15 protein-coding genes are annotated in these 17201 nt (G+C 63.3%); 8 read left to right on the top strand and 7 right to left on the bottom strand.

Features of this window, described 5'->3' with window-relative positions; translation table 11 throughout:
• Positions 1 to 90: 90 nt before the first annotated feature.
• On the bottom strand, positions 91 to 423 hold the full coding sequence (locus FAZ11_RS22210; RefSeq protein ID WP_058774430.1) for a DMT family transporter: 333 nt from the start codon (positions 421 to 423) through the stop codon (positions 91 to 93).
• Positions 424 to 507: 84 nt separating this feature from the next.
• On the opposite strand from FAZ11_RS22210, the gene FAZ11_RS22205 reads away from it, so the two are divergent.
• Positions 508 to 1392: a LysR family transcriptional regulator gene (locus FAZ11_RS22205; RefSeq protein ID WP_058766409.1), complete on the top strand. Its 885-nt coding sequence runs from the start codon at positions 508 to 510 to the stop codon at positions 1390 to 1392.
• 111 nt (positions 1393 to 1503) lie between these two features.
• Here FAZ11_RS22205 and ftrA read toward each other — a convergent pair whose 3' ends face one another.
• Entirely contained in the window at positions 1504 to 2502 is a 999-nt protein-coding gene (ftrA, locus tag FAZ11_RS22200; protein ID WP_058763760.1) for a transcriptional regulator FtrA, read from the bottom strand.
• A 323-nt stretch (positions 2503 to 2825) separates the two neighbouring features.
• Between ftrA and rarD the strand changes: the two genes are divergently transcribed.
• The 3 genes from rarD (at position 2826) to FAZ11_RS22185 (ending at position 6306) form a co-directional block, all read left to right on the top strand.
• Positions 2826 to 3755, top strand: coding sequence for an EamA family transporter RarD (rarD, locus tag FAZ11_RS22195; RefSeq protein WP_058774431.1), 930 nt, complete (start codon positions 2826 to 2828; stop codon positions 3753 to 3755).
• 50 nt (positions 3756 to 3805) lie between these two features.
• Positions 3806 to 4816, top strand: coding sequence for an aspartate-semialdehyde dehydrogenase (locus FAZ11_RS22190; protein WP_241493591.1), 1011 nt, complete (start codon positions 3806 to 3808; stop codon positions 4814 to 4816).
• Positions 4817 to 5028: 212 nt separating this feature from the next.
• Entirely contained in the window at positions 5029 to 6306 is a 1278-nt protein-coding gene (locus FAZ11_RS22185; protein ID WP_240043645.1) for an MFS transporter, read from the top strand.
• On the opposite strand, the gene FAZ11_RS22180 is transcribed toward FAZ11_RS22185, so the two are convergent.
• The 4 genes from FAZ11_RS22180 to FAZ11_RS22165 form a co-directional block, all read right to left on the bottom strand.
• Positions 6294 to 7142, bottom strand: coding sequence for an ureidoglycolate lyase (locus FAZ11_RS22180; RefSeq protein WP_058763753.1), 849 nt, complete (start codon positions 7140 to 7142; stop codon positions 6294 to 6296). The genes FAZ11_RS22185 and FAZ11_RS22180 overlap by 13 nt on opposite strands.
• Positions 7143 to 7327: 185 nt before the next feature.
• Complete coding sequence (locus FAZ11_RS22175; protein WP_058766404.1) at positions 7328 to 8068, bottom strand: SDR family oxidoreductase; 741 nt, start codon at positions 8066 to 8068, stop codon at positions 7328 to 7330.
• A complete protein-coding gene (locus tag FAZ11_RS22170) occupies positions 8065 to 9435 on the bottom strand; it encodes an MFS transporter (RefSeq protein ID WP_058763749.1) in 1371 nt (456 codons plus the stop codon). The genes FAZ11_RS22175 and FAZ11_RS22170 overlap by 4 nt, the downstream gene beginning before the upstream one ends.
• A gap of 166 nt (positions 9436 to 9601) precedes the next feature.
• The gene (locus FAZ11_RS22165) at positions 9602 to 10549 is read right to left on the bottom strand and encodes a LysR family transcriptional regulator (RefSeq protein ID WP_058766403.1); all 948 of its coding nucleotides are present in this window, start codon (positions 10547 to 10549) and stop codon (positions 9602 to 9604) included.
• A gap of 110 nt (positions 10550 to 10659) precedes the next feature.
• On the opposite strand from FAZ11_RS22165, the gene FAZ11_RS22160 reads away from it, so the two are divergent.
• The 4 genes from FAZ11_RS22160 (at position 10660) to waaA (ending at position 15739) form a co-directional block, all read left to right on the top strand.
• A complete protein-coding gene (locus FAZ11_RS22160) occupies positions 10660 to 11841 on the top strand; it encodes a fumarylacetoacetate hydrolase family protein (RefSeq protein ID WP_058766402.1) in 1182 nt (393 codons plus the stop codon).
• 32 nt (positions 11842 to 11873) lie between these two features.
• Positions 11874 to 13658, top strand: coding sequence for an IlvD/Edd family dehydratase (locus FAZ11_RS22155; protein ID WP_058766401.1), 1785 nt, complete (start codon positions 11874 to 11876; stop codon positions 13656 to 13658).
• Between the two features lie 264 nt (positions 13659 to 13922).
• A complete protein-coding gene (locus FAZ11_RS22150; protein ID WP_137279595.1) occupies positions 13923 to 14387 on the top strand; it encodes a hypothetical protein in 465 nt (154 codons plus the stop codon).
• A gap of 86 nt (positions 14388 to 14473) precedes the next feature.
• Positions 14474 to 15739, top strand: coding sequence for a lipid IV(A) 3-deoxy-D-manno-octulosonic acid transferase (gene waaA / locus FAZ11_RS22145; RefSeq protein ID WP_058766399.1), 1266 nt, complete (start codon positions 14474 to 14476; stop codon positions 15737 to 15739).
• On the opposite strand, the gene FAZ11_RS22140 is transcribed toward waaA, so the two are convergent.
• Positions 15685 to 17181 carry a TolC family outer membrane protein gene (locus FAZ11_RS22140; RefSeq protein WP_058774434.1) on the bottom strand — a complete coding sequence of 499 codons (1497 nt, stop codon included), beginning with the start codon at positions 17179 to 17181 and terminating at the stop codon, positions 15685 to 15687. The genes waaA and FAZ11_RS22140 overlap by 55 nt on opposite strands.
• Between the last annotated feature and the right edge of the window lie 20 nt (positions 17182 to 17201).

Genomic DNA, 17201 nt, shown 5'->3' with positions numbered 1-17201 from the left:
GCCTGCTTGCGTTGAGAAACCACGAAATGCGGATTTTATTGAGAAAAAACCACAGATCGTGATTTTACACGCTCCTTGTAACCGCTGGTCTTAATGCCCGGTGCTACCCGAAAACAGCTGGATCACCACCACCCCGGTAACGATCAGCCCCATGCCCAGCATGGCGGGCAGGTCCAGCTTCTGGTTGTAGAGGAAGGCCGCGGCGATGCTGACCAGCACGATGCCCAGGCCAGCCCAGATGGCATAGGCGATGCCGACGGGGATGCTGCGCACCACCAGGGTCAGCATCGAGAAGGCCAGGGCATAGCCACCGATGACCAGGATCAGCGGCAGCGGCTTGCTGAAGCCGCTCACGGCCTTCATGGAGGTGGTGGCGACGACTTCAGCAGCGATGGCGATGGCCAGGTAGACGTATCCGCTCATGGTGAGTCCTCCTTTCGAATGCCCCCATTGTCTCTCAGGCTGCGATAGGTGAAAGTTAATACCTATCTTGTGGGGAGATGGGTCGTGCAGTGGAATCTGGAGCAACTGGAAATCTTCGTCGGGATCGCCGAGGGCGCGAGTTTTTCCGCCATGGGCCGGCGCCTGGGGCGGGCCCAGTCGGCGGTCAGCTCGGCCATCGCCCTGCTGGAGACTGATCTCGGTGTCGCGTTGTTCGAGCGTAGCAATGGCCGCACCCCGGTCATCACGGCGGCCGGACTCGCCCTGTTGGAAGAGGCTCGTGAGGTCTTGCGCCAGTGCCAGCGGCTGGATAGCCGGGCCCAGGCCCTCTGCGCCGGGCAGGAGCCCCTGCTGCGCCTGGCCCTGGACGAGGCCATGCCCTATCAACCGGTGCTAGATGCCCTGGATGCCCTGGCCACGGCCTTTCCCCATCTGGAGGTCCAGCTCACCAGCGGCGCCCAGGGCGACGTGGCGCGCAAGCTGCTGACCGATCAGGCCGACCTGGGCCTGCTGTTTCGCCACGAGCGCATGCCCCAGGCGCTGGAGCGCCAGGCCCTGGGCGACATCGCCCAGGTCACCGCCTGCAGCGCCAGCCATCCCCTGGCCCGCCAACGCGGAGTAGGGCGCCGCGAACTGGCGCGCCATCGGCAACTGCTCATCGCGCCGCTGGAGAATGCCTATCCCGGCGGCGAACAGATCGCCCCCCAAGTCTGGCGCGCCGACAGCTTCTACCTGCTCGCCGAATTGCTGATGCGCGGCCTGGGCTGGGGCTGGCTACCCCGCCACGTGGCCCGCTATCCCTCCTACCAGGGCCTGCTGGCCGAGTTGGACTGCGACTGGGTACCGCCGGCCCTGGTGGTAGAGCTGGCCTGGCGCCGCGACGCCGCGCCAGGCCCGGCGGCGCGCTGGCTGGCGCAGCGGCTGGCGGAGGAGTTGCGGGCGATCGGCTAGGGGCTCCGTGTCGAGTCTCGCTGATCGTGACCGGCCTCGATACTCATACTCCAGTGGTTTTGCCCGCTGATAGCAGGGGAGATTTAACGGACCCCCTGTATGGGCGTACGCTTATTTGGCACTGCATCTCTTAGTAGAGGATGCAGCAATCCTTCTATCGCCGAATTGTTTTCGATAGGCCGACGGCGCAATGCCAACCGTAGTTCTAAAAGCTACCCGAAAACTTTCCACGGAGTTGAATCCACACGTCTCGGCAACCTTGCTGGTGCTATCTGCCGTGCTTTCAAGCAAATCGCGCGCGCGACCTATGCGTTCCTGCTGCAACCAGACCTTCGGCGCCAAGCCGGTGGTTTCCTTGAAGCGACGTAGAAAGGTACGTTCGCTCATCGCCACCTTGGCGGCCATCTCCTGAATGCTAAAGGGCTGGTCTAGGCGCTCCCGTATCCACTGCAGCAAATGGCTTAATTCGTTGCGTGGCGCTCTGCTTATGGGTGAGGGAATAAATTGAGACTGGCCCCCTGAGCGCTGTGGTGCCATCACCAGACGCCGAGCGACTGTATTTGCTACGTGGGTGCCATGGTCTCGGGCGACCAAGTGCAAGCAAGCGTCGATTCCCGCTGCGCTTCCGGCAGAGGTGATCAACTGTCCTGCATCTACGTAAAGGACATTGGGGTCGACCTCTATCCTAGGGAAGCGCGAGGCCAACTCGTGGGCGAACCGCCAGTGCGTGGTGGCCCTTTTGCCATCCAGCAAGCCCGTTGCTGCCAGGACGAATACCCCTGAGCAGATGGAGAGCAGCCGTGTACCTCGCGCGTGGGCATTGCAAAGTGCTTCCAATAGAGGGGCGGGCGGTTCATCGATCAGGCTGCGCCAACCAGGAATGATAATGGTATGGGCCATTGCCAAGCCCTCCAGACCTGAGTCCGCCATGATACGAACCCCACCAGCAGCCTTTAATGGCATCGCGTCGACGGCGATTACCTGATGTTGATACCAGGGAATCTGGAGCTCTGGACGTTGCAGCCCAAAAATCTCAATGGCGATCCCAAATTCAAAGGTACAGAGGCCTTCATAAGCCAAGGTGGCAACCATGCCTGGCAATTCGCTCATTGGCGGAAATTTCCCGATTTTTGACGGCAACTGCACTGTAGCGAATGGACTTGCCTTCCTACAATTTCCCCTGATTGAAGCCTTTGAGTATGCCGTTTTTCACCACCGCCCATGATCTGGTTTTCATCGATCTATGCTTTTCCGCCCTGTCGTGTGGATCAGGTCGGCTGGCGAGTTGAGGCAATTGGGAAGTCGCGGTTCGATGGCGTGCACAAGGGAATTTGCAAGGAGCAGGGAATGGCGCTGTTACGTTGGATTTTGCTGTGGATGATCACAAACAGTGTGGGCGTTATCGGCACCGTCTTCGACATGAGGACGCCAGCATGACGGTAAACCAAGCCACACGCACAGGTATCGCTTATGGCCTTGGAGCGACCTTGCTATGGGGCTCATACCCGCTTTGGTATAAACCACTCGGCCAGCTGGATGCGTACCATCTGCTGTCATGGAGAATTGTCTTTGCTGAACTCTTTCTGGTCGCCTTGCTAGTGATTACTGGGCGTTTGGGAAAACTTAGGACAACCTTGCCAGCGATTAGGGTGAAGCAAGTGCTCACCGTTGCCATTGTGCTGGGCCTGTGGTGGCTGATGTACATCTACGGGATCATGACCGGGCGGGTGTTGGAGGTAGCATTTGGCTATTTCCTGAGTCCGGTCATGAGCATGGCTGTGTCGCGATTGCTGTTCAAGGAGCGCCTGAGCGGGCTGCAGATGCTCGCTATCAGCTTAGCGATGATCGGTGTAACGCTGATGGCCTTCGAACTATTGAGTTTGCGCTCTTTTCCGTGGATCGCAATAGTTATCGGCGCATGCTATTCATTCTACGGCATTTTCAAAAAGAAGGTCCCTGGTGACCCCGTGGTGATTCAAACTTTGGAGATCATGGCATTGTTGCCATTCGCTCTGGTATTCCTGACCTACGCCAGCGTTAGAGGGCTAGGACATCACTTCGGTCAAACGCTAGGCACTGACTTTTTGCTAGTCGCCACCGGGCTGATCACTGTACTACCGCTTTGGTGGTACAGCTTGGCTGCTAAGCAACTATCGATGGTCGCTTTGAGTTTCCTACAATTCGTACCGCCGGTTTGCAACTTTCTACTCGCTACATTCATGTATGGTGAGCATTTCTCGCTGCTGAAATTGATGGCGTTCCTGTTCATTTGGGCAGCTCTGGGGGTTTTCACCTGGAATTCGATTCGTGCCCAGCGGCTAGCGACTCATAGTCAAGGTGGGGCGAGACTACGTCCTGCATAGGGATTTATAAGGCGTCGCTAGCGACGCCTTATTATTTGGATAAAGGGGGCATGATGAAAAGAGTTGCAGTGGTTGGCTGTACAGGAGCCGTTGGTCTGACCATGTTGGAGCTACTCGCATCAACAAATCTTGAAGTTTTGTGCATGGCTTCGCCGCATTCAGTGGGTAAGGCGCTTCAGATCTATGAGCGCACCTATATTGCAGAGTCATTTTCAGTCGAGGCATGCGCGACTTGCGACATAGTATTCCTGTGTGTTTCTGGCGAGTTTTCCTTGAAGTATGGTGAGCTGCTGGCCCAGTCCTCAGTGGTAATCGACAATTCCTCTGCCTTTCGCTACCACTCCGACGTGCCATTGCTGGTGCCGCCCATCAACGGAAAAAGTTATAGAGGCGAGTGCCTGATCGCCAATCCTAATTGCTCGTCAGCCATTGCTCTGATGATATTAGGGCCGTTGCACGAAGCGTTCGGCCTTGAAAGCGTGATCATTTCCACCTATCAAGCCGCTAGTGGCGCAGGGCAGCCGGCGATGCTGGAGTTACGCGAGCGAGCCAAATCTTTCAACGACTATGGTCAGTATAATCGCAGCGAAAATTTCGCCCATGATTTGGCCTTCAACGTTATTCCTCAGGTTGATCGCTTCGAAGAAAATCTTTATACGCGCGAAGAGATGAAAGTGGTTTGGGAGCTGCGCAAGGTGCTCGGCGTTCCGGATTTGCCTATTAGTGCCACGGCGGTACGCGTCCCGACGCTGAGATCCCACGCTGAAAGCCTTACTCTAAAATTCAATAGACCCATTCGGTCACTAGACGATGTGCGCCAATTGCTGTCCGCCGCACCGGGAGTAGAGGTAAGGGATGATCCACTAGAAGGTATTTATCCTATGCCTATGACTTCAACCTACAAGCACGCGGTTGAGGTTGGACGTATCCGCTTCAATCTGATCTACGGGCAACACGGACTCGATCTTTTCATCAGCGGAGATCAGCTACTGCGCGGCGCGGCTCTCAATGCATTCGAAATCATGCAGTTAGTAAATGGGCGAATGGAGACGGTGAGTTAGTCTAAAGCCCTGAAAACGGAGAGGTATGAGTGGCTTTCAAGCTGGGGAGACGTGCAGGAGCCGCCAGTCTTCCAGGCCCGCTGAAAGACAAGCTGTGATAGCAGACTGATGCCTTGAAAAATTCTGGCCAGATCCGTGGGGCAGCTTGACCAGCGCCAGGCGGTAACCGCTGCGATACTCAGGTCATTCCTTCTCGATCTGGGATGATCGCCATGACCACACCTCCCGCCCTTGGCCAGCGCTACGTCTTCGTCGTCCTGGCGCTGATCTTTCTCGCTCTGCTGGTTTCAGCGGGAGTGAGGTCCACCCCCGGCGTGCTGCTCCTGCCGCTGCAGGAGACCTTTGGCTGGAGCCGCGAGAGCGTCTCTTTCGCCGCCGCCGTGGGTATCTTTCTCTATGGCCTGGTAGGGCCCTTCGCCGCTGCGCTGATGCAGACCCTGGGCATTCGCCGCACCCTGCTCGGTGGCCTGGCCCTGATCAGCCTGGCCACCGCCCTGAGCACCCTGATGCGCGAGCCCTGGCATCTGGTCGCCACCTGGGGCGTGCTCAGCGGTCTGGGCACCGGTTGCGTGGCCATGGTGCTGGGCGCTGCCATCGTCAATCGCTGGTTCGTCGCCCGGCGTGGGCTGATGATGGGCCTGCTGGCAGCCAGTACCGCCACCGGCAATCTGGTGTTTCTGCCGCTGCTTGCCCATCTCGCCAGCCACGAAGGCTGGCAGACCGTGGTGCTGACCGTGGCCGTGGCCAGTGCCGCCCTGATCCCGCTGGTGGCCTGGCTGCTGCCGGAGCGGCCGACGGACGTCGGTCTGCGGCCCCATGGCGCCCCGGCGGATTTCCAGGCGCCGGCCGCCACCGCACCGGGCAATCTGCTACGCATCACTCTCGGCACCCTGATGATGGCCAGTCGCCGGCGCGACTTCTGGTTGCTGTTCCTGACCTTCTTCGTCTGCGGCTTCACCACCAACGGCCTGATCGGCACCCACTTCATCGCCATGGGCCACGACCACGGACTCTCCCAGGTCCAGGCCGCCAGCATCCTCGCGCTGATGGGCGTCTTCGACCTAGTGGGTACCACAGCCTCCGGCTGGCTGACCGACAGATACGATCCACGCCGGCTGCTGTTCGTCTACTACAGCCTGCGTGGGCTCTCGCTGATCTACCTGCCGTTCTCCAGCTTCGCGCCCGAGCAGTTGCTGCTGTTCGGCATCTTCTATGGCCTGGACTGGATCGCCACCGTACCGCCCACGGTCAAGCTGACCAACCAGAGCTTCGGCGAGAAGACCGCGCCGGTGGTATTCGGCTGGGTGTTCTGCGGCCATATGCTCGGCGCTGCTTGTGCCGCCTTCCTGGCCGGCGCCCTGCGCGAGCACTTCGGCTCCTACCAGGAGGCCCTGGTACTGGCTGGGCTGACCGGCATCCTGGCGGCGCTGATGGCCTTGGGGATAGGACGCCGGCCGGCCCAGGGGGTGGGCGTCGCTCAGTCCGCCTGAACGGTGATCTGGCTCTGCTCGCCCAGCCCAGTGATGCCCAGGCGCATGGTCTGGCCGGGCTTGAGGAAGACCGGCGTCGGCTTGATGCCCATGCCGACACCGGGCGGCGTGCCGGTGGAGATGACGTCGCCGGGTTGCAGGCTCATGCAGCGGCTGAGGTAGGCGATCAGGTGCGGGATCTTGAAGATCAGGGTGCGGGTGTTGCCGTCCTGATAACGCTGGCCATCGACCTCCAGCCAGAGGTCCAGGGCGTGCGGGTCGGCCACCTCATCGCGGGTCACCAGCCAGGGGCCGAGCGGGCCGAAGGTGTCGAAGCCCTTGCCCTTGTCCCAGGTGCCGCCGCGTTCGAGTTGCCACTCGCGTTCCGATACGTCGTTGATCACGCAGTAGCCCGCCACGTGGTCCAGGGCATTCGCCTCGTCGATGTAGCGGCCGCCCTTGCCAATGACGACGCCCAGTTCGACTTCCCAGTCGGTCTTCTGGGAGCCACGGGGGATCTCCACCGCATCGTTGGGCCCGCAGATCGCGCTGGTCCACTTGTTGAAGATGATCGGTTCAGAAGGAATCGCCATGCCGGCTTCAGCGGCGTGGTCGGCGTAGTTGAGGCCGATGCAAATGAATTTGCCGACGCCACCGACGCAGGGGCCGATGCGCGGCTCGCCCTCGACGCGCGGCAGGCTGGCCGGATCGAGGCTGGCGAGGCGGGCCAAGGTGTCGGCGCCCAGGGTGGAGCCGGTGATGTCGGGGACATGGGCGGACAGATCACGCAGGATGCCTTGCTGGTCGAGCAGTCCGGGTTTTTCCTGGCCCTTTTCGCCATAGCGCAACAATTTCATGGGGTTCTCCTGTCGGGGATAAAGGTTTAGAGCCTGTTCAAAATCTCGCGAGCTAGAGCCAAACAAGGCGAAAATGGCTGAGGAAGCGGATCGGACTCGCGCTCGAGTTTACGAGTGGTAAATGAGCATTCCGAAGTCATTTTCAACGCGGTTTGGCCGACGCGCAGCAGATTTTGAACAGGCTGTTAGAGGCTCATGCCACCATCGATTACCTGAACGGTACCGGTGGTGTAAAGAGAGGCATCGCTTGCCAGATAGAGGGCGAGCCGGGCGATTTCCTCGGCCTGGCCGAAGCGCCCCATGGGTTGCCGGGCGATGAAGCGCGCCCGGACATCCTCCAGCGGCAGATTTTCTGCCTGGGCTGCCGCAACGATACGCTGTTGCAGCGACGGCGAGTCGACCGTGCCGGGGCAGATGGCATTGCAGCGGATGCCCTGGCGAACGTGATCGATGGCGATGGCCTTGGTCAGGCCGATCACCGCGGCCTTGCTGGCCGTGTAGGCCAGGCGTTCGGGGACGGCTTTCACGCTGGAGGCCACGGACGCCATGTTGATGATGGAGCCACCGCCGCGTTCGATCATCGCTGGCAGGAAGGCCCGGATGAGGCGGTACATGGCGGTGACGTTGAGATCGAACGACCGCTGCCAGGCGCTCTCATCGCAGTCGAGGATGGTGCCGCTATGCACGTAGCCGGCACAGTTGAACAGGATATCGACGCTACCCAGCGATGCCTGTAGGGCTTCGATGGCTGTGGGCGAGGTGACGTCCAGTACGCGCGCCTCGATGCCGGGGAGATCGTACAGGGCGTCTAGCCGGATATCGGTGGCGATGACTTCAGCGCCCGCCTCGGCGAACAGCCGGGCGCTGGCCAAGCCTATGCCTTGGCCAGCGGCGGTGATCAGGGCGCGTTTGCCGTCGAGTCTCATGCGGCCTCCGGGGTCAGGGGTAGGGTGGTTTGCTGCCGGTGTCCCTGCAGCATCGAGCGCGGGATCGCCAGGATCAGCAGGCCGCTGACGAACAGGCAGGCACCGAGCACATAGGTGCCGTTGTTGATGTCTCCGGTGAGGGTTTCCATGGTCGCGGTGATCATGGAGCCGGTGAAGCCGGAGAGGTTACCGATGGCGTTGATCATGCCGATGCCGGCGGCCGCGGCGACGCCGGAGAGCAGGGTGCCGGGCAGTGACCAGAAGATCGGCATCAGCGCCAGCAGCCCGGAGGCTGCCACGGTGAGGAAGAAGATCGACAGCGCGATGTGGTGGATGAACCAGGCGCTCAGCACCAGGCCCAGGGCGCCGACGAAGGCCGGCACTGCGGCATGCAGGCGCTGCTCGCCGGTGCGCGCGGAGTGGCGGGCGTTGAGCAGCATGACCACCAGGGCGACGCTGTAGGGGATGGCGGTGAGCAGGCCGATCTGCAGGCTGCCGCTGACCCCGGCGTGCTTGATGATCGAGGGCATCCAGAAGGCCAGGCCGTAGAAGCCGGTGTTGAAGGTGAGCAGGATGAACACCAGCAGCCAGACCCGCGGATTGAAGAACACCTCGCCCAGGCGCGAGGCCTTGCCGGTGGTGTGCTGGTCCAGGTTGCGCTTGAGCAGGGCCTTTTCCCGGGCATCCAGCCAGGGCGCCTTGTCGATGTTGTCGCTCAGGCAGCAGAACACCACCACCGCCATGACGATCGAGGGCACGCCTTCCACCAGCAGCATCCACTGCCAGCCGGCCAGGCCGTGCCAGTTGTGCAGGCTGCTCATCAGCCAGCCGGAGAGCACGCTACCGAAGCTCAGGCTGAAGGGCAGGGCGATCAGGAAACCCGACATCACCCGGCTCTGCCGGCGGGTGGGGAACCAGTAGTTGAGATAGAGAATCACGCCGGGAAAGAACCCCGCCTCGCAGACGCCCAACAGGAAGCGCAGCACATAGAACAGGGTGCTCGATTGCATGCCGAAGAACTGCGCCAGCGGCTGGGTGAAGGCCACCGCCATGGAGATGATCGCCCAACTGAGCATGATGCGGGCGATCCAGAAGCGCGCGCCGTAGCGGTGCAGCAAGAGGTTGCTGGGAACCTCGAAGATAAAGTAGCCCCAGAAAAATATGCTGGCGCCGAGGGCGTAGACGGTGTTGCTGAAGCCGAGATCGCTAAGCATCTCCAGTTTGGCGAAGCCGACGTTGACCCGATCCAGGTAGGCGGCGATGTAACACAGCAGCAGGATCGGCAGGATACGCAGCACCACCTTGCGGTAGGTGCGTTCTTCGAAGGCGTCGCCAGCGGCGCCCTGGGGAGCGGTGGTTTCTAACATGGGAATGACCTTCGGGGCCTTGGGGCCCGTTGTTGTTATTGAAGAGGTCGAAGGCGACCGCCGAAGCCGGGCGGCCGTCTGAGTCGCCCAGCCACTCTAGGAGCGCGAGCGATTCTTTCCCAATGGCATTTGCAGATCATTCGATAACGGTGCGTTATCGAATCCTCTAGCTTAAGGTCTGGTCACGACCGGCATGGGTGAGCAGGATGGCGGCGAATTCCCGCGCGGCCTCAGTCGCGGGTTCGTCCTTGCGGGTAAGGATGCCGTAGTCCTGCGCGGGTAGGTATAGCGGCAGTTCCAGCACGCTCAGGGCGCCGCTGGCGAGATAGGGCTCGACCATGGCCTCGGGCAGCATGCCGATCATGGGTCCGGCGCGCAGGACCTGGAGAAAGGTCTGCATGGAGATGGTGTCGATGGTGTTGCTCGGTACCGGCAGGCCGACGGCGGCGAAGGCTTCTTCCATGCGTCCGCGGATGGGGGTGCCCTTGGGATAGAGGATCCAGGGCCAGGCCAGCACCTGGTCGAGGGCCACGGGACCGCTGCCCGCCAGCGGGTGCTGCTCGTTGACCACGAAAAGGAAAGGCTCGGGCGCCAGCGGGCGGAAGTCGAAGCGCTGGGCCTGGGCCTTGTCGGTGAAGCGCGCCACCGCCAGGTGCAGCAGCTTGTCGTCGAGCATCTCCATCAGGTGGTCGCTGGTCTGTTCCACCACCTCGATGGCCAGCAGCGGCCAACGCCGCTTGATCTCGACGATGGCCTGGGGCAGGGCCACGGCGGTGGCGGCGAAGATGCTGCCAACCCTGAGCAGGCCATGACCGCCGCGTCTCAGGCTGTCGATCTGTTCGGCGAAGTCGCGGGCATCGTTGAGCGCCATCCGGGCGTAGCGCAGCACATGCTCGCCGAGGACGGTGGGCGGCATGGCGCGCGGCTGGCGTTCGAACAGCGCAAAACCCAGCAGATGCTCGATCTCCTTGAGCATCTTGCTGATGGCCGGTTGGCTGAGATTCATCTGCTGCGCGGCCAGGTGCATGTTGCGGGTGCGCCCCAGGGTATCGATCAGCAGCAAGTGGCGGAACTTGAGCCAGTGGCAGATCTGGCTGAACGATGGCTCGGACATGCGCGCCCCCTCTGCTGATGAACGTTGGTTATCGAATGATGAGATAAGCCCATTTGAGTTTATCAGTCTGCCTGCCTAGCGTGGACTCATCCATCCCTGGAGTCCTGTCCATGTCCCTTCGTCTTACGCCTGCCAACACCCTGCCCACCGATGGCCTGGCCGGCACCCTGGTTGGCCGCGCCTGGGTGCCGGGCTCTCTGGCCGGTCCTTCGCCCGTGGTGCTGCGCGAGGATGGCGTCTTCGATGTGTCTCAGCGTTTCGCTACTCTAAGTGCCCTGTTCGAAGAAGCCGAGCCGCTACAAGCTCTACGCGACACGTCCGGTATCTACCTGGGTAGCCTGGAAGAGTTGCTGGCCAACAGCGGCGAGCTGGCCGATCCGGCCCGCCTGCACCTGCTGCCGCCCGCCGATCTGCAGGTGATCAAAGCCGCCGGGGTGACCTTCGCCGCCAGCATGCTGGAGCGGGTGATCGAGGAGCAGGCCGGCGGCGATGCCGGACGCGCCGCGGCCATCCGCGAGCAGGTACAGGGCGTGATCGGCACGGATCTGCAGGGTCTGGAGCCGGGCAGTCCGCGCGCCCAAGCCCTCAAGGCACTGTTGATCGAGCAGGGACTGTGGTCGCAGTACCTGGAAGTGGGCATCGGCCCTGATGCCGAGATCTTCACCAAGGCGCCGGTGCTGGCCGCGGTCGGCAGTGGCAGCCTCATCGGCATCCATCCCGTCTCCCAGTGGAACAATCCCGAGCCCGAAGTGGTGCTGGTGGTGGATAGCCGCGGTCGTATCCATGGCGCCACCCTGGGCAACGACGTCAACCTGCGTGACATCGAGGGCCGCAGCGCCCTGCTGCTGAGCAAGGCCAAGGACAACAACGCCTCTTGCGCCCTTGGGCCCTTCATCCGGCTGTTCGACGAGACCTTCGATCTGGATCGGGTCCGCCAGTGCGTGGTGACCCTGGAGGTGCAGGGCGAAGACGGTTTCCACCTTCAGGGCAGCAGCTCCATGGCGCAGATCAGTCGCGATCCCACCGATCTCGCCGCCCAGACCCTCAATGCCAACCACCAGTATCCCGACGGCTTCCTGCTGTTCCTCGGTACCCTGTTCGCCCCGACCCAGGACCGCGACGCCCCCGGCGGTGGTTTCACCCACAAGGTGGGCGATGTGGTCAGTATCGCCAGCCCGCTGCTGGGGACCCTGCGCAACCAGGTGACCACCAGCGACCAGGCACCGGCTTGGCGCTTCGGTCTCGGCGCCCTGATGCACAACCTGGCCGCCCGCGGCTTGCTGGGCCGCTAACCGTTTCCTCCCTAATAACAAAAGAGATAACCATGACTTCCGCCAAACGCCCGCTGCGCAGCCAGCAATGGTTCGACGACCCTGCCCACGCCGACATGACCGCGCTCTACGTCGAGCGCTACATGAACTACGGTCTGACCCGCGATGAACTCCAGTCCGGCCGCCCCATCATCGGCATCGCCCAGACCGGCAGCGACCTCACTCCCTGCAATCGTCATCACCTGGAGCTGGCTCAGCGGGTCAAGGCCGGCATCCGCGACGCCGGCGGCATTCCCATGGAATTCCCGGTGCATCCCATCGCCGAGCAGAGTCGCCGCCCCACCGCGGCGCTGGATCGCAACCTGGCCTACCTCGGCCTGGTGGAGATCCTGCACGGCTACCCTCTGGACGGCGTGGTGCTCACCACTGGCTGCGACAAGACCACCCCGGCCTGCTTGATGGCCGCGGCCACTACCGACCTGCCGGCCATCGTGCTGTCCGGCGGGCCCATGCTGGACGGGCACTTCAAGGGCGAGCTGATTGGCTCCGGCACCGTGCTCTGGCACGCGCGCAACCTGCTGGCGGCCGGCGAGATCGACTACGAGGGCTTCATGGCCCTGACCACCGCCGCCTCACCCTCGGTGGGCCACTGCAACACCATGGGTACGGCCCTGTCGATGAATGCCCTGGCGGAGACCCTGGGCATGTCGCTGCCCGGCTGCGCCAGCATTCCAGCGCCCTATCGCGAGCGCGGCCAGATGGCCTATGCTACCGGTAAGCGCATCTGCCAGCTGGTGCTGGACGACGTCCGCCCCTCGCAGATCATGACCCGCGAGGCCTTCGAGAACGCCATTGTGCTGGCCTCGGCGCTGGGCGCCTCCAGCAATTGCCCACCGCACCTGATCGCCATCGCCCGGCACATGGGTATCGAGCTCTCGCTGGACGACTGGCAGCGCCTCGGCGAAGACATCCCGCTGCTGGCCAACTGCATGCCGGCCGGCAAATACCTGGGCGAGGGCTTCCATCGCGCCGGCGGGGTGCCGGCGGTGCTCCACGAACTGCTCAAGGCCGGTCGCCTGCACGGCGACTGCCTGACCGTCTCCGGCAAGACCATCGGCGCCATCGCCGAGGGCGCCGCCAGCGCCGACCCGGCGGTGATCCAGCCCTACGAGGCACCGCTCAAGCACCGCGCCGGTTTCATCGTGCTCAGCGGCAACTTCTTCGACAGCGCCATCATGAAGATGTCGGTGGTCGGCGAGGCCTTCCGCCAGACCTACCTGGCCGAGCCGGGCAAGGAAAACAGCTTCGAGGCACGGGCCATCGTCTTCGAGGGCCCGGAGGACTACCACGCGCGTATCGATGATCCGGCGCTGGAGATCGATGAGCGCTGCATCCTGGTGATCCGCGGTGCCGGTACGGTTGGCTATCCGGGCAGCGCCGAGGTGGTCAACATGGCGCCGCCGGCGGCCCTGATCAAGAAGGGCATCGACTCCCTGCCGTGCCTGGGCGACGGTCGCCAGAGCGGCACCTCGGCCAGCCCCTCGATCCTCAACATGTCGCCTGAGGCCGCGGTGGGCGGCGGTCTGGCCCTGCTCAAGACCAACGACCGGCTGCGTGTAGATCTCAACACCCGCCGCGTCGACGTACTGCTCGACCCCGCCGAACTGGAGCGCCGCCGTGCCGAATGGACGCCCAACCTGCCACCGTCCCAGACGCCCTGGCAGGAGCTCTATCGGCAACTGGTGGGCCAGCTCTCCACCGGCGGCTGCCTGGAACCGGCCACCCTGCACCTCAAGGTGATCGCCCGTGAAGGGGGGATGCCGCGGCATTCGCATTAATCTTAGAGCGAACCCTGATGGCGGCCTAGCTGTGGCTGCCATGCTCAGCTGCGGGCCTGCTTAATATGAGAATGCTCTTCTTCTTGGACGATTAATGCTTGCTGGGCCAAGCGCTTTTGGCTTTCGCCTCGCGACCACGGAGCAGAAGTAATAACGTTCTGAAAAATTGGGGGCTTCGACGTTACGAAAGGCATCGATGACATGGAAGGTTGGAAACTGCGAGGGCGTCACCTTTCGCCTCGGTTGTGGAGCGCGCTCTTATGTTTGAGCACCGGGCTAGTGTTCGCGTTTGGCGGCGATTCTGCTGCTACCCAAAAGCTGCGAGGAGAGCGTCTACAGAAACTGGATGCAAATAAGACGGTGCGCGTTGATGAGCTGCTTGGAGCTTTTGACGGCCAGTTATGTATCTTGCCGCCTTATGCTTCGGCGGTTTCGCTATCTGGTATTCAAGGACAGCTAATCAACGCTTACCTTAAAAAGAACGATGTTTTGATCTTGGAGGATGAGTGGGGGCTCGTCATCGTTGATAGGGACGATATACGGCTCCTGCGAATCAAGCGTTCTGCGCAATCGGACATCCTGTCGGCAGGCGCTGCGCTCTCTAGCAAAGTGCTGGATGCGCGTCCGGAGTATGAGCCGCTGGATTGTGTCTCTTCGCAAGACGCGTTGTTAACGAAGGTAAGCTTTAGAGGTAGGAACTACCTCGTCTTAGGGCAGATGAGGCGGTAACCGAGCCTGGGCAGAGGATGCTGCCATGCGGCAGAGCTTCGCTCATTTCTCGCTCTCGCTGCCCACCTCCATTAAGCTCCGCCCCCATGAACCGTACCCTTTATACCTTGATCTTCACCCTGGCCTTGCCCTTCATCCTCTTGCGCCTGCTCTGGCGGGGGCGCAAGGCTCCTGCCTATAGACACCGCATCGGCGAGCGCCTGGCGCTGGGCTTGCCTGAGGTGCCGCCCGGCGGCATCTGGGTGCATGCGGTCTCGGTGGGGGAGAGCATCGCCGCCGCGCCGGTGATCCGCGCCCTGCGCCAGCGTCATCCCGACCTGCCGATCACCGTGACCTGCATGACGCCCACCGGCTCGGAGCGCATCCGCGCCCTGTTCGGTGATGACGTCCAGCATTGCTATCTGCCCTACGACCTGCCCTGGCTGGCCGGGCGTTTCCTCGACCGGCTCAGGCCCAGCCTGGGGGTGGTGATGGAGACCGAGCTCTGGCCCAACCTCATCCACCAGGCGGCGCGCCGCGACATTCCCATCGCTCTGGCCAATGGCCGGCTGTCCGAACGCTCCGCCCGGGGCTACGGAAAACTGGGTGGAGTGACCGGCCCGATGCTGGCGGAACTGGCCTGGCTGGCGGTGCAGACGCCGGTGGAAGCCGAGCGCTTTCGCGCCCTGGGCGCCCGCAGCGAGCGGGTCACGGTGACCGGTTCCATCAAGTTCGACCTGCGCATCGACCCCGAGCTGCCGGCCCGTGCGGCTGCGCTGCGCCAAGGCTGGGGCCGTCGCCCGGTGTGGATCGCCGCCAGCACCCATGCCGGCGAAGACGAGATCCTGCTCCAGGCCCATCGCCAGCTCCTGGCCGCGCGACCGGACGCCTTGCTGATCTTGGTGCCACGCCATCCCGAGCGCTTTCCCGAGGTACTGGCTGAGGTGCGCCGCGAGGGCTTCGCCGTGGTCCAGCGGTCGACGGGGGAGGCGGTGCAGCCGCAGACCCAGGTGCTGCTGGGCGACACCATGGGCGAGTTGCTGTTTCTCTACGCCCTGGCCGACGTGGCCTTCGTTGGCGGTAGCCTGATCGAGCGCGGCGGCCACAATCCACTGGAGCCGGCCGCCCTGGGCCTGCCGGTGCTCAGCGGGCCCCATGTGTTCAATTTCCTCGACATCGTCGCCCAGCTGCGCGAGGCGGGTGCTCTGGAGACGGTAGCGGAAGCCCCGGCCATTGCCACCGCCGTGGCCCGGCTCTGGGCCGAGCCGGCCGAGGCCGAGCGTCGGCGTCAGGCGGGACTGGCCGTGCTGGCCGCCAATCAGGGCGCGCTGGAGCGTCTGCTTTCCGGACTGGATAAATTGCTCACCCCCTGAGCCGAGCGCGCCGGCAGTACCTCGGCGCGGGTCTTGGCCAGATCCGGCGGCAGGAAGTCGCGATCCGGATCGTAGTGGGGATCGAGATAGCCGGACAGCGCCAGCAGGTCGTTGGGCGCCAGGGTGCCGGCCGCCTGCTTGAGTCTGAGCGTATCCAGGATGTAGCTGTAGCGGGCGTCGTTGTACTGGCGCACGGCGTTGTACAGCAGCCGTTGGGCGTCGAGCACGTCGACGATGGTGCGGCTGCCCACCTGATAGGCGATTTCCGTGGCGCGCACGGCGCGCTGGCTGGACGCGATGGACAGCCGGCGGGCGCGGATCTGCTCGATGTCGGTGTTGACCGCGCGGTGGTAGTTGCGGGTGTTCTGCACCACCTGGCGGCGCAGGCTCTCCTGGCGCTGTTCGCTCTGGTCCAGCTGCCGGTAGGCCTGGCGCGCCTGGGAGCTGGTGGCACCGCCGCTGTACAGCGGCAATTCGACCTGGATACCGATGCTGCGGCTGTTGACCGGGCTGCCGAACAGCGCCAGTTGCTCGGCGTTGGGCAGATTCACCGCATCGTTGTCGCTGTGGCTGTAGCGCGCCACCGCATCCACCGTCGGCAGGTGCCCGGCGCGGCGTTGGCGCAGGGTTTCCTGGGCGGCGGTGACGCCCTGGCCGGCCGCCAGCAGCTGCAGATTCTGGCGCATGGCGGTGTCCACCCACAGCCGCGCATCGTTGGGCTGTGGCGGCAGGATCGGCAGGTCGTGGCGGATGCCGGCGATGCTGCCGTAGTCACGATCGGTCAGTCGGGTCAGGGCCTGGAAGGCGTCGGCCACCTGCTGCTCGCTCTGGGAGCGGTTGGCCTGGGCATTGTCGAAGCTGGCCTGGGCCTGGAGCACGTCGGTGTCGTCGGTCAGGCCGACCTTGTAGCGCTCGCGGGACTGGTCCAGCTGGCGGTACAGCGCCTTTTCCTCGGCGCGGGCGGTGGCCAGGGCGTCCTGGGCGCGCAGGGCGCTGAAATAGCCCTCGGCGGTCTGCAGGATGAGTTGCTGTTGCGCGGCGGAGAATTGCAGCTCGGCCTGTTCGGTGGCGGCCTGGGCGGCCTTGAGCTGGAACCAGCGATCGGCGCGGAACAGTGGCTGGCTGAGGGTCGCCTGGATCAGCTGGCTGCTGCGATCGCTATCGTACCGGCCCCCCTGGACGCCCAGCGCCGGGTTGTCCTTGAGCTGGAGGCTGGTGTGGGTGTCGTTGAATTGGGCGCCGAGGCCGAGTTGCGGCAGCAGGCCGGCGCGGGCCTGGGGCACCGCCTCGCGCTGGGCGCCGAGGCCGGCGCGCTCGGCGGCGAGGTCGGCGTTGTTGTCCAGCGCCTCGCGGTAGACGTCGAGCAGGCCGCTGCCGGCCACCTGGGCCTGGGCCAGGCTGGCGCCGCTGCAGAGCGCCGCGAGCAGCAGGAATAGTCGCATTATTGGAGCCTTCCTTGAGG

Origin of the sequence: Pseudomonas rhizoryzae, from assembly GCF_005250615.1 — a bacterium.
GTDB classification, from domain to species: Bacteria; Pseudomonadota; Gammaproteobacteria; order Pseudomonadales; family Pseudomonadaceae; genus Chryseomonas; species Chryseomonas rhizoryzae.
Note: the sequence above shows the minus strand (reverse complement) of the source record. Positions and strands in the feature narration are given on the sequence as shown.